Origin of the sequence: Acetobacter pasteurianus subsp. pasteurianus LMG 1262 = NBRC 106471, assembly GCF_000285275.1 — a bacterium.
GTDB lineage: Bacteria > Pseudomonadota > Alphaproteobacteria > Acetobacterales > Acetobacteraceae > Acetobacter > Acetobacter pasteurianus.
In genome coordinates this window covers 1-20,709 of the sequence record NZ_CADO01000024.1, presented here as the reverse complement: position 1 = coordinate 20,709, position 20,709 = coordinate 1, and the positions used below count along the sequence as shown (strand labels likewise).

The following is a 20,709-nucleotide window of genomic DNA, read 5'->3' as shown; positions in this document are numbered from 1 at the left end:
TCGTCAGGCTCATAACCTGAAGGCCGCAGGTTCAAATCCTGCCCCCGCAACCAAGAATTCACAAACGAAATCAAGCATTTAGCCCGCTCTCCGAGCGGGCTTTCTACGTTCTACGACGCACATAGAATGCGTATATGTGGTTCAGAACTTATAAGAGCGGAAAAGTGTGTGTTGGTGTCCGCGGCGGGATTCGAACCCACGGCCCCAGGATTCATACCACTTCAGCTTTCACTGCCGTTGCATTTACATACTACGCAACGTTCGTGGTCTGGACTGTCCCTTTACCATAAACCTGAGAAACCAGGTTATTAGGTACTGCCCGTCCAGTCTCTACACCTTCCTTATTCTATAAAAGCATAAGGCTTGGCTCGGGATTGGCACAATCTGTTACCCAGATTAAGCGTTCCCCGACTTTGAGCAGATTCACTATAATGTTTCCAATTATAGTGCCCAATTAAATAGGAATCCTGTGCTCTATCCTGCTGAGCTACGCGGACACACGCTTTTCGTATACTGAAAGAGGTTGGTAGGAACAAGAGATAAAACGAACAGGCCTATCGTCTCGCCTGCATGGCTGCCCGAGCAGTTAAAGTGGAAACGTACCGTCGGCACAGCAAAGCGTCGGGGCTGCCTGTTTGTTTGCAGGCATATTCCAGTGCCTGTGTTTCTTCCACGGCTTTGGTAAGAGCTGGGAGAGACCATAACTCCAATGCCCTGTTAAAACTTGCTGTGCGTTTAAAAAAAACTGGGGGCCGAAGTGCCTTAACAGCCTCACTTCGGCTAACTCCAGCAGCCATGGCAGCTCTTACACGGCGAAGCCTATGCAGATGCCCTAGAAAAGATCTGGCAATGGCAATAGGGCTTGTATCTTCCGCTAATGCTCTTTCTAGAGCTGTGTCTGCGGCAATGCGGTTGCCTTCTGTTGCTGCAAAAGCCGCATCTTCCAAAGAGACACTCCCAGCATCCCCTATGCTTGCACGCACATCATCTAATGTCAGGTTGCCAGTATCACCGGCATACAAACATAGTTTTTCTATTTCGCTACGCGCTGCAGCCCGGTCTGCACCCAGCCGACTGGTCAACCAATGCAAGGCATCAGAATCAATACGCACATTATGCTCTGCCAGCATGCGCGTAATGGAGGATTCCAGATTACGGCCTTCTTCTGGGTAACAGCCGATACTGGCGCAGTTGGGATGTTTTTCCAGAAAACCACGAAGCTTGGAACGCGATGAAAGGCCCGGTGCTTCCAGTATAACAAGAGTATCACTATTTTGGGCCAGAAAGGCCTCTAACGGCTTGAGCAGGGCATCGGATGCATCCCGCACACGCACCACACGACGGCCCCCCATAAGGGAAAGCGCCGTGGCTTCTTCCATCAGTTTCTCATGCGTTTCACGGTCAAGAACAGTAACCCGGAAAGGATCATCTGCTGATCCGCCTATTTTAATAACAGCGTCCTGAGCGCGTTCTTTAATAAGCCCTGTATCTTCACCATGCAGAAGCAGGATGCGCCATGCGCCAGGATCAGCCAGAACGCGGGATAGGTTGCGGGCGTCTATCTTCATGAAATAAAAGCCGGCTTAATACTGGCTTGGTCCACCACGCCCAGTTGCCATATCTGGAATCGCATCAGCACCTTCCTGTTCCATAGGCACTTCTTTGTCAGATTCTGGCATGGCTGTTGGAATAGGATAAAAAGCTTTTGGCCCTTGATCACGAGAGACAGCAGGGGCCGCCTGAGTGCGGAACCATGTAGAAACCTGCTGGGTAATTTGCTCACCAAGGGTTTGGGCCACACGCCCCATAGCTGTTTCGTTGTTCAATGTCTGGGCAAAATACTGTTCGTATGTGTTGGTGTAACCATCCATTGTGGTGGTATCACCCTGCGCCAACAATTTGGGGTTTTGCTCTACAGTTAGCAATTGCCAGTGGGCATGGCCGGTAATGCGCGTGCGCCCGGATGTGTTATCTGAGTGAATGTCGATCGCTTCTGCATTGAAGGATGGCATCACAATCAGTGTGTACTTATGTGGGTCTTCTGGTCCATCTGCAGCCATTTGCTGCTGCAAGGCCAATCGCAACTGCTGGCCTGTGCGTTCTGGTATATTGGCAACGTAGATTTCTTTAAGTTCTGAGTTAACATCTACGTTGTTTTTCCCGTTTTCTCCATACAGAGGCTGAAAGCCGCAACCGCTCAGCACAACTGGCAAAGCAACCAGTGGCGCAATTGCCAGTGCAAGACGTGCGGAGCGAAGGAAAAAACGGGAATGAGCCATTAGCCTGCCGTTACAAAGTTAACAATACGATTAGGAACATGCACGCGTTTTACAATGCGTTTGCCTTCCAGAAGCCGCGCCACATTAGGCTCTGCTTCTGCGCGGGCTACAACGGCTGCGGCATCTTCATCTGGTTGCGCTTCAATAGTGCCGCGTAGTTTGCCCATAATCTGCACAGCAATTGTAATATGCGTTGCTGTAAGCAGCTCAGGGTTGGCTTCTGGCCATGCTTGCTGGGCTGCTAAACCAGCAGAAGGCAGAACCAGCGCAAACATTTCTTCAGCAAGGTGCGGCATCATGGGTGCGCAAAGGAGGCACAGTGTCTGCGCAGCTTCACGGCGTGCAAAGGCCATGCCAGGAACCGTTGCAGATTTTTCAGCTTCTGTCAGAGCAGATGTTAGCTCATGAATACGGGCAACGGCCACGTTAATGGCAAAACCTTCCAGAGCTTCCGTTACAGCCGCAATGGTGCGGTGCGTGGTGCGGCGTAGCGTATCAGCCTGACGGTCGATATCTGTCGGGCATTCTGTCGTGGTCGGAACATCCTGCGCAACTGTGCGGATGGTACGGAACAAGCGCTGGCTAAAGCGGGCTGCCCCAGCCACACCAGCTTCTGTCCATTCCATGTCGCGTTCAGGCGGGCTGTCAGAAAGCACAAACCAACGGGCAGTATCGGCACCAAAGCGCTCAATAATAGCAACAGGCGCAACCGTATTCCGTTTGGATTTGGACATTTTTTCCACACGGCCAACGGTTACGGGCTCGGTGGTGCCACGTTTCACACAGCCATTCGCTGTGCGTTCCACTTCTTCTGGATACAGCCAGTTACCTGCAGAATCCTTATAGCTTTCATGGCTTACCATGCCTTGGGTGAACAGCCCGGCAAAGGGTTCATCCACATCCAGATGCCCAGTGCGGTGCATGGCGCGGGTAAAGAAACGTGCATACAGCAGATGCAGAATGGCGTGTTCAATACCACCGATATACTGATCGACAGGCAGCCAGCCATCAGCAGCAGCCCTCACCGTGGGAGTAGGTGCATGCGGTGCTGTAAAGCGGGCAAAATACCAGGAGCTATCCACAAACGTGTCAAACGTGTCTGTTTCACGCGTGGCGGGCTTGCCACATTTCGGGCAAGTCGTGTGCTTCCATGTGGGGTGATGGTCCAGCGGGTTGCCCGGTTTGTCAAAAGACACATCATCTGGCAGCTCAACAGGAAGTTGCTCATCCGGCACGGCAACCGGGCCGCAATCTGCGCAATGAATGATGGGGATAGGGCAGCCCCAATAACGCTGGCGGGAAATACCCCAGTCACGCAGGCGCCAATTAACCACACCTTGCCCGATGCCCAAACCTTCCAGCCGGGAAATGGCTTCTTTCCGCGCATCTTCGGTAGAAAGACCATCAAGGAAGCCGGAATTGATCATGGTGCCATCACCGGTATAGGCGGTGGTGGTGATAGCAAAATCAGCCTGATCCTTGCCGGCAGGCAACACAACAGGTGTGACTGGCAGGTTGTATTTATGTGCAAAGTCCAGATCGCGCTGGTCACCAGCCGGGCAGCCAAACAGTGCGCCTGTGCCGTAATCCATCAGCACAAAATTGGCGATCCAGACCGGAAAGCTTTTATCCATAAACGGATGGTTTACCCGCAGGCCTGTATCAAAACCGCGTTTTTCAGCGGTTTCTACAGCTTCTACGGATGTGCCAAGGCGGCGACATTCCGCCACAAATTCTGCCGCTTGTGGGTTCTGCTGAGCAGCCCATGCAGCCAGCGGGTGATCTGGAGCAATGGCCAGAAAGGACATGCCAAACAGCGTGTCCGGCCGGGTGGTGAAAACTTCTACAGCGTTCAGGTTTTCATCCAGTCCGGCGGGCGGCTGATGGAGAGAGAAACGCAGCTTTGCCCCTTCAGAACGGCCAATCCAGCGTTCCTGCATGGTGCGCACACGTTCTGGCCAGCGGTCTAGGGTTTTAAGCCCGTTCAGCAGATCTTCGGCAAAATCAGTGATCTTCAGGAACCACTGTGAAAGCTGCTTTTTCTCAATAGGGGCGCCAGAACGCCATCCCTTGCCATCGACCACCTGTTCATTTGCCAGAACAGTCTGATCAATCGGGTCCCAGTTGACCCAGCTTTCACGCCGTTCAACCAGGCCACCTTTTAGAAAATCCAAAAAGAGCTTCTGCTGCTTGCCGTAGTAGTCTGGCAGGCAGGTTGCTATTTCTCTATCCCAGTTCAAAGAAAAGCCCAGACGCTGCAATGTGCCGCGCATGGTGGCAATGTTGTTCAGCGTCCATTCCTTGGGGTGCACGCCACGTTCACGCGCTGCGTTTTCTGCTGGCAGGCCAAACGCATCCCACCCCATGGGGTGCAGCACAGAAAAACCACGAGCGCGCTTATAGCGGGCAATCACATCTCCCAGTGCATAGTTGCGCACATGCCCCATGTGCAACTGCCCAGATGGGTAGGGGAACATTTCCAATACATAGTATTTGGGCTTGTTCGCTGGGGGAACGTCAGGAACGGTGAAAATATCGGCATCTGCCCAGGCTTTCTGCCATTTGGGTTCAACCGTATTAAAATCATAGGACGTGGGCGTGCTGGAAGACTGGGACATGAATATTCTGTGTCTGAGACCTGAATGAAGGGGAATGTGAAAAAGGCGCCGGGATAAAATTAGCTATCCCGGTTGCCATTATCGGCCCGCAGCTTACGTGCGCGGGAGAGAATACGTGCAGCAATATCAGATGCGGTATTGGGGGCAGGTGGGGTATCTACCCATTCTTCCCCTTGCTTGATCTGGCGGAACACGCTCAGGCGCAGGGCATCAGACCGCAGGCGCTTGTCCAAAATAAAGGCGGTTACCTTAAAGCGTTCATCATGGGCAGCAGGTGGGGTGTACCAGTCTGTCAGGATAATACCACCTTCTGCATCTGCGGTAGAAACCGGCAGGAAGGAAAGGGTATCAAGGGTTGCGCGCCACAAATAGGCGTTTACGCCCCCTTTGAGTTCTGCATCACCGCCAGATGCTCCGCGGTCTTCGGCCAGCAGATGGTTGCGCGGTGCTGTCAGACCATTGTCTGATCTATCACCAGAAGAGCACGCAGCTAACAGGCCAAGACCTGCACATGCGGTAAGCAAGGTGCTGGCGTGGCGGAACCCGGCAGGCGCATGGCTGGCGGCGGGACGGCAGGGCATGAGACGACGAAGCATGGTGTCGGTACGGCTCCTTCAGCGCTGGGTATCCGTGTTTCCCGGTCGCCTTTGCAAATGTTCAGGTCTGGCTTCGGGGTCAAGTGAATGTTCTGCTTATCTCATATCCTTTCAGTTCTGTCCCGCCAAGCATTTGCTGGGGAGAGATGTTCAACCGCGCATTGAAAACGAGGGTAAGGCAGGAGAAATCATGCCTCGGACACGTATGCGCGGTTGATGCCGAAGGGATGCAATATAATTCAGCGCGTTACGGCAACGCAGTTCAAACCTTGCTGCTTCAAGGACATACAGATTGTATCTGTCTGGGTAGATGGTAGCCCCGCCAAGCGTGAGCGCCACACAGATTGTCCGCTGCTTTTAAGGGCAATCCGGTCTATGCGATCTTCCGCACCAGCGAGAGCGGGCGTGGCTTGATGTGCGATCTGGATGGCATGCTGTGCTCTCTCCTGCGAGGAAAAAGCACCAATTTGGATAATGGCGCCACCAGAGGGGGTGTTCTGCTGCCATACCATTGCAGGCCCAGAAACGGGTGCGGTGTTGGCGGCCTGATAAGTTGGTGGCGTGTCTGTTACTGGTTGGGTATCAGCGGAAGATGATACCGGAATAGCACTGCCATCGGTGGCGGAAGGCGCTGGTGGTTGTATGTCATCTGTAATAGGCGGCGCAATGCCCGGTGAGGCAATGCTGGCAACCTGTTGAGCAGGTGCAACCGCAGCAGCAGGTGTAACTGTTGGGGTTTGCGTGTCTGCAATGGCAATTGCGCTTGCTGGCGTAATGCTACTAGGCACCGGGTCATTCAGATGCGGGGAAACGGACGCCAGATAAGCTTTTGCATAAGAAGGCAGTGCCGTATGGCGAGAACGGTGGTTTTCCATACATTGGGGACCGCAGCTATAGGCTGCCAGAAAATCGGGGGAACCAAACCTGTCATACAGCTGGCGGATGTAACCACTGCCTGCCATAATGTTGTCGTGCGGATTATAGGGGTCCGAGCCAAGCTGGTAGCGTTTGGCGAGTTCCCGGTAGGTATCTGGCTTAATCTGCATCAGCCCAACGGCACCGTGCACAGAACGTGTGAGATGGCCATGCATGTATTGGTGGCCCCCAGATTCCTGCTGCATCACAGCCCTGATCCATGCCTGAGGGATGGAAAAGCGGGTGGAGGCTTCCTGAATATAAGGCCCCCATTTATCTACGGCAGGGCCGGGTGGATTGTAGCTGGAACGTGGCTGGTTCGCGCAGCCTGCCAGCATGGCAAGGCTGGCAAAAGCCATTAAAAACCGCTTTTTCTGACGCGAAGAGACAGCCAAAGAACAACCCATAAGCAAAGACATACTTAACTTATGGTGCGCTGTGCGCCTTTGTGATGCAATCCTGATTTTATGCGAATGCTGGAGAACAGGTATTTTACGGCGTTTTATGTGTTTTGGCCGCGACTTGGCGTACCAGATCCGGGTTGGTCCGGCGGATCTGCCCTGCCCGTAAAACGCTGGCAGTGGAATAGGCAGGAGAAGCTACCCATTCTTGCAGAAACTGCAGGTCGGAAAGGCTATCTCGTGTTTTATACCCTGTGGAAATGTTTGTGTTCTGGTGTGTCATGTTCAGTGTCGTGTTAGGTTTACGCAACATGGCGCAGATCCTGTGATTATCCTGTATTTGTTGTTTGATTGTCAGACAAAGGCCCGAAAGAGTTGGCTTTGCCCAGCTTTTGAAAAACTGGGCTTTGTAAGGCAATAAGATTATGTCAATTTCAAGAACAGAGGTTCAAAATAACTTTTTTATTACAATATAGCTGGGTAATCTTTCTTTGCATTACGAACGTTTTTTACTCTGACTTTTTAAAATATCAGTCCCCAAAGTTTCCAAAGCCTGCCGTAAAGGGCCTTCTTCCAGTTCAGGGAGTGTGCAGATCACGCCGGGTTTCTGGGGTTTTCTGCGTTGTGGTCGGGGGCGAACGCCTGCGGCTGGGTCCTGCACAAAGCGCAGGCGGCTCACCAAAGGTTCCCCACACCATGTGTTGATACGTGCAATAAGCGTATCCCCCAGATGCTGAAGCTCCATGGCAACAGGACCAGCACATGCAATGGTTAATGTGCCAGCAGAAAGACGGCGCGGGCTTGTAACAGCCGCATGTGCCGGGCCTACCACATCTGGCCACTGGCTCATTAACATAGCGCCTGTGGGGGAACGCCGCCGAAAAGCCGGTGCCGTAACGGTTGGCAGCAGTGCAGCAAGGCTACGCAGGTTTCTGGCGCGTGGCGGAGGGGCCGCTTCCGTTTTTTGAAGGCTGCGGCGTGTGGTGCGGCTTTTAGGTGTTACAGCCTTGCCGCCGTTGGCTTCCTTCTTCATAACTGCCTCCGTGACACATCCATCAGCCCACGCATTGCTTCATTGGTATGACCGACACCGCCGCACTTTGCCGTGGCGTGTTGTTGGCCAGTCTCATCCAGACCCGTATCGAGTATGGTTAAGCGAGATCATGCTACAGCAGACCACTGTTAAAGCGGTTGCCCCATATTATCTACGCTTTACAGAAAAGTTTCCGACAGTGCAGGCCTTGGCAAGTGCTGATCGGGAAGACGTTCTGGCTGCATGGGCTGGGCTGGGCTATTATTCCCGTGCCCGTAATTTGCACGCCTGTGCGCAGGCTGTGGTGGCGCTTGGCGGGTTTCCGCAAGATGTTCAGGGTTTGCGTGCCCTGCCAGGTATAGGCCCTTACACGGCTGCTGCTGTGGCAGCCATTGCCTTTGGGGTGCCTGTGGTGCCTGTGGATGGTAATGTGGAGCGTGTAACGGCGCGCTTGTTCGCCATTACAGAAGCATTGCCACCAGCCCGTAAAAAATTGGCGCAACTGGCCATAACGTTAAATGCGGACCGTGAAGCGCAGGAACGGCCATCTGACTTTGCACAGGCTTTGTTTGATTTAGGTTCTTCTCTGTGCTCACCGCGTGCACCGGCCTGTGGCCTGTGTCCGTGGCAAGGGGAATGTGCGGGGCATAAACAGGGTATTGCAGCCGAATTACCGCGTAAGCTGCCTAAGGCAGAACGCCCTGTGCGCTACGGCGCAGCCTTTCTTGCCCAAGATGCAGCCGGGCAAATTCTGCTGCGTAAAAGGGCAGAAAAAGGACTTCTGGCCGCCATGACGGAACTGCCCGGCACTGAATGGCGATTAGAAAACTGGAGCGAAGCAGAAATTCTACAAGTGGCGCCTTTTGCAGCAGGCTGGAAGTTGGCGGGGCGTGTTAAGCATGTGTTTACACATTTTACCTTATATCTGGATGTATATGTGGCCCAGATAAAGCATTTTTCCAATCAGGCTGTGAGTGATGGTTTTTTGGTGCCTGTGGAATGTGTGAAAGATACAGCATTACCTTCTGTGATGCAGAAATGCTTTGAAAAAGGTTTAAGCTGTTTGAAAGAAAAGAAGTCATAAACATGGTTTTTCATCATATTCCGCCTCAGCCACAACACGCACAGGCTGCCCCACGAGTTGGTATCCTGTTGGTTAATCTGGGCACCCCGGATGATACAGGCTACCGGGCCGTGCGCCGTTATCTTTCCGAATTTCTGTCTGACCGTCGGGTGATAGAAGGGCCTCCAGCACTTTGGCAGCCAATCTTGCAAGGGGTTGTGCTGACAACTCGCCCGCGTAGAAGCGGGAAAGCCTACGCGCGTATCTGGAATACTCATAAAGATGAAAGCCCCTTGCGCACCTATACGCGCCATCAGGCTGAAGCACTGAGCGAGCGTTTTGCGGCACAAAATGTGCCTGTTGCTTGGGGTATGCGTTATGGCACGCCGACTATTGCGCAAGCGCTGCACGAATTGCTTGAAAAAGGGTGTGATCGCGTTTTGTGCATGCCGCTTTATCCGCAGTACAGCGCCACAACAACAGCAACAGCAAATGACCAGTTGTTTCGTGCGCTGATGCGTTTGCGTAATCAGCCTGCCATACGCACACTTCCATCATTTCCGGATAACCCGGCTTTTATTAAAGCTATTGCAGATTCTATCCGTCTGACAGAGGCAGAAGCTGATATTCCTTTCCAGATGATTGTCGCCTCCTTTCACGGTTTGCCAGAAGAATATGTTCGCAAGGGTGATTCCTATCGGGCGGAATGTGAAAGAACTGTTGTGGCCTTACGCAAGGAGTTGGGGCGGGATGAAACAACCCTGCCCATGACATTCCAGTCCCGGTTTGGGCCAACCAAATGGTTGGAACCTTACACGGCACCATTTATTGCCGGTTTGCCGGAGAAAGGCATTACCAGCATTGCCGTTGTAACACCCTGCTTTATGGCGGATTGTCTGGAAACACTGGATGAAATCGGCAACGAAGTGCGCGAAGAATTCATACAGGCAGGCGGGCAGGAGTTTACTCTGGTGCCATGCCTGAATGATACGCCTGCCAGCATTGATTTGCTGGAGTCTTTAGCACATCAGGAACTTGCAGGCTGGCTATAAGGGTTTTGCCATCTAGCCAGGTAGAGCCTGTGTGGGATTCTACCCGGCTAAGGTTTTCGGTGCCTTTACACGTGGCGCGGGTGTTTTGTCTGGAAACAGGCAGGGATTTTGAGCATTACAGCGCCAGCACTCAGGTTTTCTGGCTTTACAGACATATCTTCCCTGAAGAATCATCCAATGGTGGGAAGGCTGGATCATTTCCAGAGGAATACGGGCTTCCAGAGCTTTTTCAACAGCCTCTACGGTTTTGCCCCGTCCTAGCCCAGACCTATTAGCCAAACGGAAAACATGCGTATCTACCGGTACGGTAGGTTTGTGGAACGCAACATTCAGCACAACGTTTGCTGTTTTGCGGCCTACACCAGCCAGTTTTTCCAATTCTTCCCGCGTGCCGGGCACTTCACCATGATGGTCTTCTACAAGTTGGCGGGAAAGTTCGACCACATTTTTGGCTTTGTTGCGCCACAGCCCAATGGTGCGAATAAGTTTGCCCACTTCTTCTTCTCCCAGTTCCTCCATGGCGGCAGGAGTGGGGGCGGCCTCAAACAAAGCAGGTGTTACGCGGTTGACGGAGGCATCTGTTGCCTGAGCTGAAAGTACTACGGCCACCAGTAGCGTAAAGGGTGTGGTGTAAAGTAGTTCAGTTTGAGCATCTGGCCATGCTTGGGAAAGGTCTGTCAGAAAACTGTATATTTCCTGCGGCGTCATATCTCGTGGCGCAATAGCAGCCGGTCCACTGCTAGGTGTGGCTGGGGCCGTTTTTTTGGCTATCGTGCGTTTTTTTGCCCGCGACTTATCCATCGGTTTGTCTGAGTTCACGGGGGCTGCTGTGGTGGGTTTTTTGGCCATAGGTGCAGTGTAACGCGTCTGGCTGTATGGCGTCCATGCTGATGCGCATTCCGGATTTGCAGGGCTTTATGTCTCAGGATACACAGCGCATCGGTTTTGTTTTTTCAGGTTTTTATCATGTCACAAGCTTCAGAAAGTCATGTCGAATCCGGGCGTAAGGCATCGCTTTTTGTGGATGTGCTGAAGTTTGTGGTGCGGCGCTGGCTGGTGTTCCCTCTGCCCTTAACCATAACAGCCGGGAGCATTTTGGCTGCTACGGTGGCTGATGTGCTGATGCCTTTGGCTGCGGGGCGTTTGGTAACAGATGTTTCCGCTCCGGCAGCGCAGGCAGGCAAAGTGCATGACGCCCTATGGATGCTTGCCGCCATGGCAGCATGTGGGTTTGGGAATGTGCTGTTAAAGCGGTACGCTTATTTGGGCATTACGCACCTGACCACTCAGGTCATGCAGAAAATAGGTTCCGAAGCTTTTGCGCATGTACAAAAGCTTTCCGCAGAATGGCATGCCAATACGTTTGCAGGTTCCACGGTGCGGCGCTTAACGCGCGGTATGTGGGCTGTAGACATGCTGGATGATACGCTGCTTTTAATGCTGATACCCGAAGCGTGTTTGTTGGTGCTGACAACTCTGGTGCTGGGGTGGCATTGGCCGTTTATGGGGGCCATTCTGGGTGTGCTTTCCGTTTTATTTATTGTGCTTTCCTGCACATTAACGCTGCGTTACGTGGCGCCTTCTGCGCGTGCTGCCAATGCGTGGGATAGCCGTATGGGTGCTGCTCTGGCAGACGCCATAACCTGCAATACGGTTGTAAAAGCTTTTGGTGCAGAACAGCGTGAAGAAAGCCGACTACAGGTACTTATTTCTAAATGGCGAAAGGCCACCATTTATACATGGACCAAAGGTACAGACAGCGCCAACATTCAGGCAGGCGTTGTGATGTGTATGCGCCTTATTCTGGCTGGTGCAGCAGTTTGGTTGTGGTGGAAGGGGCGTGCTGGCCCTGGTGATGTAGCTTATGTGCTGACCATGACCTTTTTGGTGCAGGGATACCTGCGCGATATTGGGCAGCAGGTTTCCGTCGTGCAGAGATCTGTCAATGAAATGGAAGAGTTACTGGCGTTGTGGAGAACGCCTGCGGCAGTAGCAGACCCCGCCAATCCAGTACCTTTGCAAGTGAGTGCAGGGGAAATCCGTTTTGAACATGTCTTGTTTAAATATCCGGGGCAGGAGCGGGCGCTTTTTACAGATATTTCCGTTACAATTGCCGCCGGTAGCCGGGTGGGGTTGGTAGGGCCTTCTGGTTCAGGGAAATCAAGTTTCATTAAACTGCTACAGCGCTTTTATGTGCCGCAGTCAGGCAGAATCTTGATTGATGGCACAGATATTGCACGCGTGCGTCAGTCTGATTTGCGGGCAAAAATTGCCTTAGTGCCGCAGGAAGCTGTGCTGTTTCATCGGAGTCTGGCAGAAAATATTGCTTATGGCAGGCCAGATGCCACGCCAGAGCAAATTGCGCAGGCGGCCCAATTAGCCAATGCCGCTGGTTTTATTGATAGGCTCCCCGAAGGATACCAAACGCTAGTGGGTGAGCGAGGGGTCAAACTTTCGGGAGGGGAGCGTCAGCGCATTGCCATTGCGCGCGCCTTTTTGGCTGATGCCCCCATACTGGTGTTGGATGAAGCTACTGCCAGTCTGGATTCCGAATCCGAAGCATTGGTGCAGGAAGCAATGGAGCGCCTGATGACAGGTCGTACCGTTCTGGTGGTTGCACACCGTCTTGCCACTGTTGTGGGGCTGGATCGGATTCTGGTTTTTGAACACGGCCAGATTGTAGAAGATGGCGCACATACAACGCTGATTCAGCAACAAAACGGGCTGTACCGCCGGTTGTATGATTTGCAGTCCCTTTAACGCGCCTTGGCGTGGAAGAAGGCTGGGAAATACGTAAATTATGGAATTGGGGGAGATTTCTATCTCTGGCGGAGGGGAAGGGATTCGAACCCTCGATACGACTTGACATCGTATAACGGTTTAGCAAACCGCCGCCTTCAGCCACTCGGCCACCCCTCCGCCGAAGAGTGCGAACATACACGACGTTTGCACCGCTGCTTTTAGGGGGTTCAACGCGTTCCGTCAAACCCCCTGAAAACTTATTTTTTCAAATTGTGGATTTTAGCCGTCTAGCTGAGCCTTCAGGGCCGAATTTACCAGAGCAGGGTTTGCCTTGCCTTTGGTTTCCTTCATGACCTGTCCCACAAAGAATCCGAACAGCTTGTCTTTGCCGCCACGGTATTCTGCCACCTTATCCGCATGTTTTTCCAAAATGGCGGCAATGGCGGCATCAATCACACCTGTGTCGGTGACCTGCCGCAGGCCTTTGCGTTCCACAATGGCATCCGGGCTATCACCGGTTTCCACCATGTCTTCAAACACTTCCTTGGCAATCTTACCGTTGATGGTGCCATCAGCAATCAGATCAAGCATTTTACCCAAGGAGGCCGCACTGACAGGGCTGGTTTCAATGGTGTTGCTGGTGCGGTTCAGGGCTGCAAACAGATCACCAATTACCCAGCTTGCCGCCAACTTGCCGTCGCGCCCTTTGGCCACTGTTTCGTAAAAATCAGCCACAGCCTGTTCTGCAACCAGCACGCCAGCATCGTAGGATGGAATGCCGTAATCTTTCTGGAAGCGTGCACGCTTTGCGTCCGGCAGTTCTGGCAGCTTGGATTTCAGTTCATCCACCCATGCCTGTTCTACCACCAGCGGCAGCAGGTCAGGATCTGGGAAATAGCGGTAATCATGCGCATCTTCCTTGGAACGCATGGTGCGAGTTTCACCGCGGCCTGGATCAAACAGGCGTGTTTCCTGATCAACTTCGCCACCGTTTTCCCAGATTTCAATCTGGCGTGTGGCTTCCACTTCAATGGCCTGCATAACAAAGCGGATGGAGTTGACGTTCTTGATCTCGCAACGGGTGCGGAAGGGTTCGCCCGCTTTGCGCACAGAAACGTTTACGTCCGCACGCATGGAGCCTTCTTCCATGTTGCCATCACACGTGCCCAGATAGCGCAGAATCTGGCGCAGCTTACGCAGGTAGGCCCCGGCTTCTTCTGGTTCGCGAATATCGGGTTCGCTCACAATTTCCATCAGGGCCACGCCGGCGCGGTTCAGGTCCACAAAGGATTTTGTTGGGTCCTGATCATGCAGCAGCTTACCGGCGTCCTGCTCCAGATGCAGGCGGGTAATGCCAATCTGGCGTGTTTCACCGCTTTGAAGCTCAATTTCGATAGAGCCCTTGCCGATAATGGGGTGCTCGAACTGGCTGATCTGGTAACCCTGCGGCAGGTCGGCGTAAAAGTAGTTTTTACGGTCAAACCGGCTGAACAGGTTGATCTGGGCATTCAGCCCCAACCCGGTGCGGATGGCCTGCGCCACGCATTCCTTGTTGATAACAGGCAGCATACCGGGGAAGGCCGCATCAACAAGGCTGACCTGTGTGTTCGGGTCACCCCCAAATTTTGTGGAAGCACCGGAAAACAGCTTGGACTGACTGATAACCTGTGCATGCACTTCCAGCCCCACCACAATTTCCCACGGGCCGGTTTTACCTTCAATTACGTAGCTCATGCGCCTGCTCCCGCATGTACGGACGGAAGGTGCGTAAAGCCTGCCGCCGCTTCTAACGCGCCGCCAATGGACAGCACGGTTTCTTCATCAAAATGTTTGCCAATGACCTGCAGCCCCAGCGGCAGGCCATTACCGTTCAGCCCAACTGGAACGGAAAGGGCAGGCACGCCGGCCATGCTGGCGGGCACGGTAAAGATATCGTTCAGATACATCTGCACCGGGTCATCCATGTTTTCACCCTGCGCAAAGGCAGCAGATGGCGCGGTGGGGGTTAGCAGCACATCTACATTTTCAAACGCCTGTTCAAAATCGCGCTTGATAAGGGTGCGGACTTTCTGGGCTTTCAGATAGTAAGCATCGTAGTAGCCAGCAGAAAGTACATAGGTGCCCATCAGGATACGGTTGCGCACTTCTGCACCAAACCCTGCGGCGCGCGTGGCTTCATATACACCATCCAGCGTAGGCGCATCCTTGCGGATGCCAAAGCGGATGCCATCATAACGCGCCAGGTTGGAGGAGCATTCAGCCGGAGCAATAATGTAATAGGTGGTCAGGCCGTATTTGGTGTGCGGGAGAGAAACATCCACAATCTCGCAACCGGCTTCTTTCAGCCATGCAATGCCCTGTTCCCACATAGCCACAACTTCGGCCGGCAGGTTGGGGGAGCGATATTCTGTGGGAATACCCACGCGCAGGCCCTTTACGCTTTTACCAACAGCTTTGCTGAAAGCAGGCACTGGGCGGTTTGAGCAGGTGCTGTCTTTTTCATCAAAGCCAGCCATGGCTTCTAGCATCAGCCCGGCATCTGCCACGCAGCGCGTCATGGGGCCAGCCTGATCGAGCGAGCTTGCGAAGGCAATGGTGCCCCAGCGGCTGCAACGGCCATAGGTGGGCTTGAGCCCCACAATACCGCAATACGCGGCAGGCTGGCGGATGGAACCACCGGTATCCGTGCCTGTGGCAGCAAGGCCCAAGCCAGCAGCAACAGCGGCGGAAGACCCACCGGAAGATCCACCCGGCACCAGTGTGGCGGAGGGATCATCCTTACGCTTCCACGGGCTTGCCACCGGTCCGAAAGCCGATGTGATGTTGGCAGAGCCCATGGCAAATTCATCAAGGTTGGTTTTGCCAAGGAAAACCGCACCAGCTTTCAGCAGGTTGGCTGTTACTGTGCTTTCATAAGGCGGCACAAAGTTTTCCAGCATCTTGCTGGCGGCCGTGGTGCGCACGCCTTTGGTGCAGAACAGATCTTTCACACCAATGGGCAGGCCATCCATAAGGCCTGCAGTGCCTGCGGCGTAACGCGCATCTGCCGCATCTGCCGCAGCCAGAACTGTTTCTTCTGGCAGCACGGTAATATAGGCATTCAGCACCGGGTTCAGGCGGGCAATGGCGTCCAGCTGGGCTTTGGCCAGTTCCCGTGCAGAAAATTTGCGGGCGGCAAGCCCTTCACGCGCTTTGGTGAGCGTCAGTCCGGTCAGCATTATTCCACCACCTTGGGTACTGTGTAGAAGGGGCCAGATGTTTCTGGCGCACAGGCCAGCAGGGCATCACGGCAGTTTCCGTCTGTTACCTTATCTTCCCGCTGGCGCAGGGTTTCGGTTTCTGTCCCCACCATGGGGGGAACGCCTTCCACATCCACTTCGGCAAGCTGGTCAATCCAGCCCAGAATACCGTTCAGCTTCTGGCGTGTGGCTTCAAGCTCATGCTCTTCCAGCCCGATACGGGCCAGTTTGGCAATGCGGCGGGTGGTCGCAAGGTCTAGCGACATGAAAGCGGACCCCTCTTTTCTTGATCTCAATAGGAAGAAAGCACCTAGCATAATCGCGCGAAAGGCAACATACCGTCCGTATGACACTGCTTAGCCTGACAGACCTTGTTGCAACCCTGCCCAGACACGCACGCCTGCTGGGGATAGACCCCGGCAAAAAGCAGGTGGGGCTGGCGCTTTCCGATGTTTCGCGCATGGTGGCCTCACCATTCCAAACAGTAAAGCGCGGTAAGCTGGGGCAAATGGCCAATTTTATTCGTGATCTTGCCAAAGAACACGAAATTGGCGGCATGGTTGTGGGGATCCCTCTTTCTTTGGATGGGTCCTTTGGCCCCGCAGCGCAGGCCAGCCGTGATTGGGCGCTTGCGCTTTCGGAACAGACAGGTTTGCCTGTGTGCCAGTGGGATGAGCGCCTTTCCTCATCCGCGGTGAATCGTATGCTTATTGATGAGGCCGATCTCTCCCGCGCGCGCCGGGCAGAAATGGTGGACCGGCTGGCTGCAGCATACATCTTGCAGGCCGCACTGGACTCTCTGCCACGTTAAACGTGTTTGGCGGTATTGCCACGGATGTGGCGCACATTTGCCATAAAGCCTTTGAATACTTACATTTAACGATAAGGTTTTCACTTAAGAGGATGTATCTCGTGTCTCATAATTCTTTTCGGATGGCCGCTACAACTCTGCTGGGTGCTGCCATGTTTGCTCTCAGCCTTCCTTGCGCCCACGCTGAAGAAGGCGTGTTGGGCCGCGCATGGGATAACACCCGTGAAGGCACCGAGCACGCGTGGAACAAGACCAAGGAAGGCACGAACAAGGCTTGGGAAAAGACAAGCAACGGCACAGAAAAAGTGTGGGACAAGACCAAGGACGGTTCTCGCAAGACTTGGGACAAGACCACCGAAGGCAGTGAAAAGGCGTGGGATAAGACCAAGGAAGGCACCCACAACGCTTGGGATAAAACCCGCGAAGGCACTGAAAAAACTTGGGACAAAACCAAGGACGGTTCTCGCAAGGCATGGGACAAAACAAGTGAAGGCACTGAGCACGCTTGGAACAAGACCAAGGAAGGTACAGAAAATGCCGCGCATGATGTTGGCCGCTGGGGCCAGAACACGTTTTCTGATGACAAAAAATAACGCTGTATAACGACGGCTAAAAAAGCCCGCTCTACCTTTGATGGTAGGCGGGCTTTTTTGTGGTTTGCATAGGAAACAGGAGGGGCTGGAATATTTAATGTTTGATATGTGCAGCTTTGCGCATTTTTAAATTGTGCAAAGCGTGAAGTAATTTGCGAAAAGAATTTTGTATTTGCAGCCAATACGCGCCAAATGCTGTCATTCTGGCCTCCTGTTTTTCTTGATCGTTATTTTCAAGACTAAGCAGGAATGATGGCCTGACTATGACGGTATACTTGATGAAATGAATTCTGATTTTAAAAATATATGACAAGGTAAAGAAAAAGGCGGCCCCAGAAAAGGCCGCCTTTTTGCTGATGACTGTAGAAAAATGCAGATCAGGCTTTTGCTTCTTCCAGCAGAATCTGTTCGATGATGTCCAAGCCTTCATCAACCAGTTCATCAGATGCAGTCAGCGGTGTCAGGATACGGATTGTAGCGCCCTGCACACCACAGGCCAACAGGATCAGGCCTTTTTCACAGGCACGGGCACACAGTTTGGAACCAAAGCCCTTGCGCTGTTCCACACCTTCATGGCGTTCCAGAATATCAAAGGCAACCATTGCGCCCAGCCCACGTGGCATGCTGACAGGCAGCATATCTGTGCGCTTGTGCCAGCCTGCAATGCGGGCTTTCAGGCGTTCGCCCATACTGTTGGCGCGGTCCAGCAGCTTTTCTTCTTCAATAATATCCAGCACGGCCAGCCCAGCAGCACAGCCCAGCGGAGCACCAGCATATGTGCCACCCAAGCCACCGGGAGGAACAGAATCCATCAGTTCCGCACGGCCAATGACGCCGGAAAGCGGGAAGCCACCTGCCAGAGACTTGGCAATGCACACCAGATCCGGTTCTACGCCAGAATGTTCAATACCAAACAGCTTGCCAGTACGGGCAAAGCCGCTCTGCACTTCATCGGCAATCAGTTTAATGCCGTGTTGGTCGCAAATCGCGCGCAGGTGTTTGAGTAGTGCAGTAGGGGCAACGCGGAAGCCGCCTTCACCCTGCACAGGCTCAATAATAATGGCGGCCACATTGTTGGGGGAGATATCAGCAGCAAACAGGAAGTTCAGCATCTTCAGGCTGTCTTCCACCGTGATGTCATGACCATCGGGGAAGGGGATGTGGTAAACTTCGCCAGGCAGGGTGCCGAAAGGTGCCTTGTAAGGCAGAACCTTGCCCGTAAGTGCAGAAGCCAGCAGCGTGCGACCGTGGAACCCACCACAGAAAGCAATCACGCCATTACGGCCAGTTGCGGCACGCGCAATTTTTACGGCGTTTTCTGTGGCTTCCCCACCCGTGGTGAAGAAAATGGTTTTGGCATCGCCAGAGAACGGTGCGCGGACGTTCAGCTTTTCAGCCAGTTCAATATAGGGCTCGTAAGCAGAAACCTGAAAAGCCGTGTGGGTAAAACGGTCTAGCTGCTTTTTAACAGCGTCCATCACTTTTGGGTGGCGATGGCCAACGTTCAGAACAGCAATGCCGCCAGCAAAATCAACATAGCGTTTGCCTTCCACATCCCAGATTTCGGCATTTTCTGCGCGGTCTGCAAAAACAGGGGTGGAAGTGGCAACACCGCGCGGCACAGCATTGGTGCGGCGGTTCAGAAGGTCTTTATTCGTGGCCATTAATACGGGCTCCCGGGAACTATGTTGCGGGCAAAGTTGTTTCTGTTCCGTAAAATGTTTCGCACGGTAGGGGGAGGAGATTTTTTGTTGCCTCTATGGTGATAAAAAGTCACCATCTATTTGGCGCGCACATATTGGTGTGCCTATGCCTGCTAGTATTAAGGCAGGGTGGATGTGTTCTGGGTTTCCAGTTCTACCTGTTCCAAAAGCCAGTTTCGGAACGTGATGAGGGATTTTTTCTCCCATGTGGCGGTGGAAGCCCGCAGCAGATAAGCCCCCAAGGCCACTTCTCGCAAAGGGGTTTGCGTAGGCTGCACGCGCACCAGATGGCCTGTTTCAAGATCATTCCCCAGCAGGAAAATATTGCCCAGGGCGATGCCTTCTCCAGCGCGCGCAGCAGCCAATGTAATATGGGCCTGCCACAGGCGCGTTGCGGCTGGCAGTTTTGTGCAGGCAACATTTTGTGCATGAAACCAAAGTTTCCATTCGGCTTCATCTTCTTCCTGCAACAAGGGCGCGCGCAGCAAATCTGCCGTTGTGCGGGGTTGGCCGCCCAGTTCTGTCAGGCAGATGGGGGCCGCTACCGGAAAAACATCCGGCCGGGCAATAATCATGCTGCGTGTGTTGCGTGGTTCGGCTAACGGAGCATCATCCCGCACATAGCCGATATGGGCATGATTATCTGTTTCCACGCCAGTAACATGAAACGCCGTATTGGCATCTACCGGGCGCAGCATGATTTCCAGTTGAGGGTGTGCACGCCGAAATGTGGAAAGCCGCGGCAGCAGCCAATGATAAGCAAATCCATGAGCACAGGTAATGGTAAGGGGCGGCGTATGGTTGCGGATATCTGCTGTGGCAGTCGCCAGTTCTTCTAACAGTGGAGTGATGCGGGAATAATACGTGTGGCCCGCGAGTGTAAGGGTTCCCGTTTCCTTATCTCGCAAAGGGGTGCCTAGAATATTTTCCAGATCCCGAATGTGGCGGCTGATGGCGGCGTGATCTACGCGCAACTCTGCTGCTGCCCGTCTGATACCGCCCGTGCGTGCAAATGCCGTAAAGGCATTGAGCATGGCTAGAGGTGGAATGCGGTATCGTTGGTCCATAAGTCGCCAGTCAGGGAAAAGTCTGGAGAAACAGGTGGGTTAAAATGGGAGTTCTGGCAAGAGTGATGCACGTATATTCAGCCAAAGATTGAAATATAAGGCCAAAATAAGGTAAGGATTACGCCACCTTACAACGGTCCCGCGCAAGCGGGTTTGAAAGGGAATGCCGGAGGCTCCAGCATCGGAACTCAGTCGGCAACTGCCCTCGCAACTGTAGGCGGAGAGCGTATTACTCCTTGGCCGCATAAAGCGGCAGCCACTGATGGCAGCATCGGGAAGGCTGAGTAACGTGCCATGACCCGCAAGTCAGGAGACCTGCCGTTGTTGTCTTGTTTAACCGCCGGGCGAGGGAACCGGAGGTGGATAATGTACTATGTTTACTTCTCTGCTTTTAGCAGGTTTTTCTTGTAATCCCTTTGGTTGTTTTACCTGCATGCTGCACGGTGAAGTGTAACAATGCCTTTCCCTACAAACAGAATTTGGAAGAGATTTCCGTATTCTCTGCATTGTTTGCTTCTGGCCGGAGGGGTGTTGGGCAACCTGCCTGCCCTAGCGCATGGTGAAGAGACGCAGGTTGAGCAGGACCGTCGCCGGTTA

The 20,709-nt window shown here is 53.3% G+C and carries 18 protein-coding genes, 1 tRNA gene and 1 riboswitch; of the genes, 5 read left to right on the top strand and 14 right to left on the bottom strand.

Translation table 11 applies throughout. The features are described from left to right. Positions 1 to 554: 554 nt before the first annotated feature. The 7 genes from holA to APA10_RS06260 all read right to left on the bottom strand — a co-directional run bounded on the left by holA (position 555) and on the right by APA10_RS06260 (position 7,842). Positions 555 to 1,568: a DNA polymerase III subunit delta gene (gene holA, locus APA10_RS06290; protein WP_003630555.1), complete on the bottom strand. Its 1,014-nt coding sequence runs from the start codon at positions 1,566 to 1,568 to the stop codon at positions 555 to 557. A gap of 15 nt (positions 1,569 to 1,583) precedes the next feature. Next, the gene (locus APA10_RS06285; RefSeq protein WP_003630553.1) at positions 1,584 to 2,279 is read right to left on the bottom strand and encodes an LPS assembly lipoprotein LptE; all 696 of its coding nucleotides are present in this window, start codon (positions 2,277 to 2,279) and stop codon (positions 1,584 to 1,586) included. Continuing rightward, complete coding sequence (gene leuS / locus APA10_RS06280; protein WP_003630551.1) at positions 2,279 to 4,897, bottom strand: leucine--tRNA ligase; 2,619 nt, start codon at positions 4,895 to 4,897, stop codon at positions 2,279 to 2,281. The genes APA10_RS06285 and leuS overlap by 1 nt, the downstream gene beginning before the upstream one ends. Before the next feature lie 59 nt (positions 4,898 to 4,956). Next, on the bottom strand, positions 4,957 to 5,493 hold the full coding sequence (locus tag APA10_RS06275; protein WP_014457565.1) for a DUF3576 domain-containing protein: 537 nt from the start codon (positions 5,491 to 5,493) through the stop codon (positions 4,957 to 4,959). 239 nt (positions 5,494 to 5,732) lie between these two features. Next, the gene (locus tag APA10_RS06270; protein WP_231111173.1) at positions 5,733 to 6,803 is read right to left on the bottom strand and encodes a lytic transglycosylase domain-containing protein; all 1,071 of its coding nucleotides are present in this window, start codon (positions 6,801 to 6,803) and stop codon (positions 5,733 to 5,735) included. Positions 6,804 to 6,900: 97 nt separating this feature from the next. After that, positions 6,901 to 7,122: a hypothetical protein gene (locus APA10_RS06265; protein ID WP_035366233.1), complete on the bottom strand. Its 222-nt coding sequence runs from the start codon at positions 7,120 to 7,122 to the stop codon at positions 6,901 to 6,903. A gap of 183 nt (positions 7,123 to 7,305) precedes the next feature. Continuing rightward, complete coding sequence (locus APA10_RS06260) at positions 7,306 to 7,842, bottom strand: DUF721 domain-containing protein (protein WP_003630547.1); 537 nt, start codon at positions 7,840 to 7,842, stop codon at positions 7,306 to 7,308. A gap of 10 nt (positions 7,843 to 7,852) precedes the next feature. On the opposite strand from APA10_RS06260, the gene mutY reads away from it, so the two are divergent. Together mutY and hemH are read left to right on the top strand one after the other, a co-directional pair. Beyond that, positions 7,853 to 8,926 carry an A/G-specific adenine glycosylase gene (gene mutY, locus APA10_RS06255; RefSeq protein ID WP_003630546.1) on the top strand — a complete coding sequence of 358 codons (1,074 nt, stop codon included), beginning with the start codon at positions 7,853 to 7,855 and terminating at the stop codon, positions 8,924 to 8,926. A gap of 2 nt (positions 8,927 to 8,928) precedes the next feature. Further along, positions 8,929 to 9,957, top strand: coding sequence for a ferrochelatase (hemH, locus tag APA10_RS06250; protein WP_003630545.1), 1,029 nt, complete (start codon positions 8,929 to 8,931; stop codon positions 9,955 to 9,957). 39 nt (positions 9,958 to 9,996) lie between these two features. On the opposite strand, the gene nth is transcribed toward hemH, so the two are convergent. Beyond that, positions 9,997 to 10,806 carry an endonuclease III gene (gene nth, locus APA10_RS06245; RefSeq protein WP_050923551.1) on the bottom strand — a complete coding sequence of 270 codons (810 nt, stop codon included), beginning with the start codon at positions 10,804 to 10,806 and terminating at the stop codon, positions 9,997 to 9,999. Between the two features lie 117 nt (positions 10,807 to 10,923). Between nth and APA10_RS06240 the strand changes: the two genes are divergently transcribed. Continuing rightward, entirely contained in the window at positions 10,924 to 12,717 is a 1,794-nt protein-coding gene (locus APA10_RS06240; protein ID WP_003630541.1) for an ABC transporter ATP-binding protein, read from the top strand. Positions 12,718 to 12,783: 66 nt separating this feature from the next. On the opposite strand, the gene APA10_RS06235 is transcribed toward APA10_RS06240, so the two are convergent. The 4 genes from APA10_RS06235 to gatC form a co-directional block, all read right to left on the bottom strand. Continuing rightward, positions 12,784 to 12,876 (bottom strand) — tRNA-Ser (locus APA10_RS06235). 102 nt (positions 12,877 to 12,978) lie between these two features. Further along, entirely contained in the window at positions 12,979 to 14,433 is a 1,455-nt protein-coding gene (gene gatB, locus APA10_RS06230; protein ID WP_003630539.1) for an Asp-tRNA(Asn)/Glu-tRNA(Gln) amidotransferase subunit GatB, read from the bottom strand. Next, a complete protein-coding gene (gene gatA, locus APA10_RS06225) occupies positions 14,430 to 15,917 on the bottom strand; it encodes an Asp-tRNA(Asn)/Glu-tRNA(Gln) amidotransferase subunit GatA (RefSeq protein WP_003630538.1) in 1,488 nt (495 codons plus the stop codon). Before gatA ends, gatB begins: the two co-directional genes overlap by 4 nt. Next, the gene (gene gatC / locus APA10_RS06220) at positions 15,917 to 16,204 is read right to left on the bottom strand and encodes an Asp-tRNA(Asn)/Glu-tRNA(Gln) amidotransferase subunit GatC (RefSeq protein WP_003626251.1); all 288 of its coding nucleotides are present in this window, start codon (positions 16,202 to 16,204) and stop codon (positions 15,917 to 15,919) included. The genes gatA and gatC overlap by 1 nt, the downstream gene beginning before the upstream one ends. An 80-nt stretch (positions 16,205 to 16,284) precedes the next feature. Between gatC and ruvX the strand changes: the two genes are divergently transcribed. Together ruvX and APA10_RS06210 are read left to right on the top strand one after the other, a co-directional pair. Then, entirely contained in the window at positions 16,285 to 16,749 is a 465-nt protein-coding gene (ruvX, locus tag APA10_RS06215; protein ID WP_003630537.1) for a Holliday junction resolvase RuvX, read from the top strand. Positions 16,750 to 16,751: 2 nt separating this feature from the next. After that, entirely contained in the window at positions 16,752 to 17,342 is a 591-nt protein-coding gene (locus tag APA10_RS06210; RefSeq protein ID WP_050923549.1) for an endoglucanase, read from the top strand. A gap of 377 nt (positions 17,343 to 17,719) precedes the next feature. Here APA10_RS06210 and gabT read toward each other — a convergent pair whose 3' ends face one another. Then, a complete protein-coding gene (gene gabT / locus APA10_RS06205) occupies positions 17,720 to 19,006 on the bottom strand; it encodes a 4-aminobutyrate--2-oxoglutarate transaminase (protein ID WP_003630535.1) in 1,287 nt (428 codons plus the stop codon). A 158-nt stretch (positions 19,007 to 19,164) separates the two neighbouring features. Then, the gene (locus tag APA10_RS06200) at positions 19,165 to 20,112 is read right to left on the bottom strand and encodes a LysR substrate-binding domain-containing protein (RefSeq protein WP_014457557.1); all 948 of its coding nucleotides are present in this window, start codon (positions 20,110 to 20,112) and stop codon (positions 19,165 to 19,167) included. 117 nt (positions 20,113 to 20,229) lie between these two features. After that, positions 20,230 to 20,449: riboswitch (cobalamin riboswitch) on the top strand. The last annotated feature ends 260 nt before the right edge of the window (positions 20,450 to 20,709 follow it).

What these genes read in the sequence shown, in the direction of transcription:
- holA (WP_003630555.1), bottom strand. Translation starts at nt 1,568, where the DNA reads ATGAAGATAGACGCCCGCAACCTATCCCGCGTTCTGGCTGATCCTGGC.
- APA10_RS06285 (WP_003630553.1), bottom strand. Translation starts at nt 2,279, where the DNA reads ATGGCTCATTCCCGTTTTTTCCTTCGCTCCGCACGTCTTGCACTGGCA.
- leuS (WP_003630551.1), bottom strand. Translation starts at nt 4,897, where the DNA reads ATGTCCCAGTCTTCCAGCACGCCCACGTCCTATGATTTTAATACGGTT.
- APA10_RS06275 (WP_014457565.1), bottom strand. Translation starts at nt 5,493, where the DNA reads ATGCTTCGTCGTCTCATGCCCTGCCGTCCCGCCGCCAGCCATGCGCCT.
- APA10_RS06265 (WP_035366233.1), bottom strand. Translation starts at nt 7,122, where the DNA reads ATGTTGCGTAAACCTAACACGACACTGAACATGACACACCAGAACACA.
- APA10_RS06260 (WP_003630547.1), bottom strand. Translation starts at nt 7,842, where the DNA reads ATGAAGAAGGAAGCCAACGGCGGCAAGGCTGTAACACCTAAAAGCCGC.
- hemH (WP_003630545.1), top strand. Translation starts at nt 8,929, where the DNA reads ATGGTTTTTCATCATATTCCGCCTCAGCCACAACACGCACAGGCTGCC.
- nth (WP_050923551.1), bottom strand. Translation starts at nt 10,806, where the DNA reads ATGGCCAAAAAACCCACCACAGCAGCCCCCGTGAACTCAGACAAACCG.
- APA10_RS06240 (WP_003630541.1), top strand. Translation starts at nt 10,924, where the DNA reads ATGTCACAAGCTTCAGAAAGTCATGTCGAATCCGGGCGTAAGGCATCG.
- gatB (WP_003630539.1), bottom strand. Translation starts at nt 14,433, where the DNA reads ATGAGCTACGTAATTGAAGGTAAAACCGGCCCGTGGGAAATTGTGGTG.
- gatA (WP_003630538.1), bottom strand. Translation starts at nt 15,917, where the DNA reads ATGCTGACCGGACTGACGCTCACCAAAGCGCGTGAAGGGCTTGCCGCC.
- gatC (WP_003626251.1), bottom strand. Translation starts at nt 16,204, where the DNA reads ATGTCGCTAGACCTTGCGACCACCCGCCGCATTGCCAAACTGGCCCGT.
- ruvX (WP_003630537.1), top strand. Translation starts at nt 16,285, where the DNA reads ATGACACTGCTTAGCCTGACAGACCTTGTTGCAACCCTGCCCAGACAC.
- gabT (WP_003630535.1), bottom strand. Translation starts at nt 19,006, where the DNA reads ATGGCCACGAATAAAGACCTTCTGAACCGCCGCACCAATGCTGTGCCG.
- APA10_RS06200 (WP_014457557.1), bottom strand. Translation starts at nt 20,112, where the DNA reads ATGGACCAACGATACCGCATTCCACCTCTAGCCATGCTCAATGCCTTT.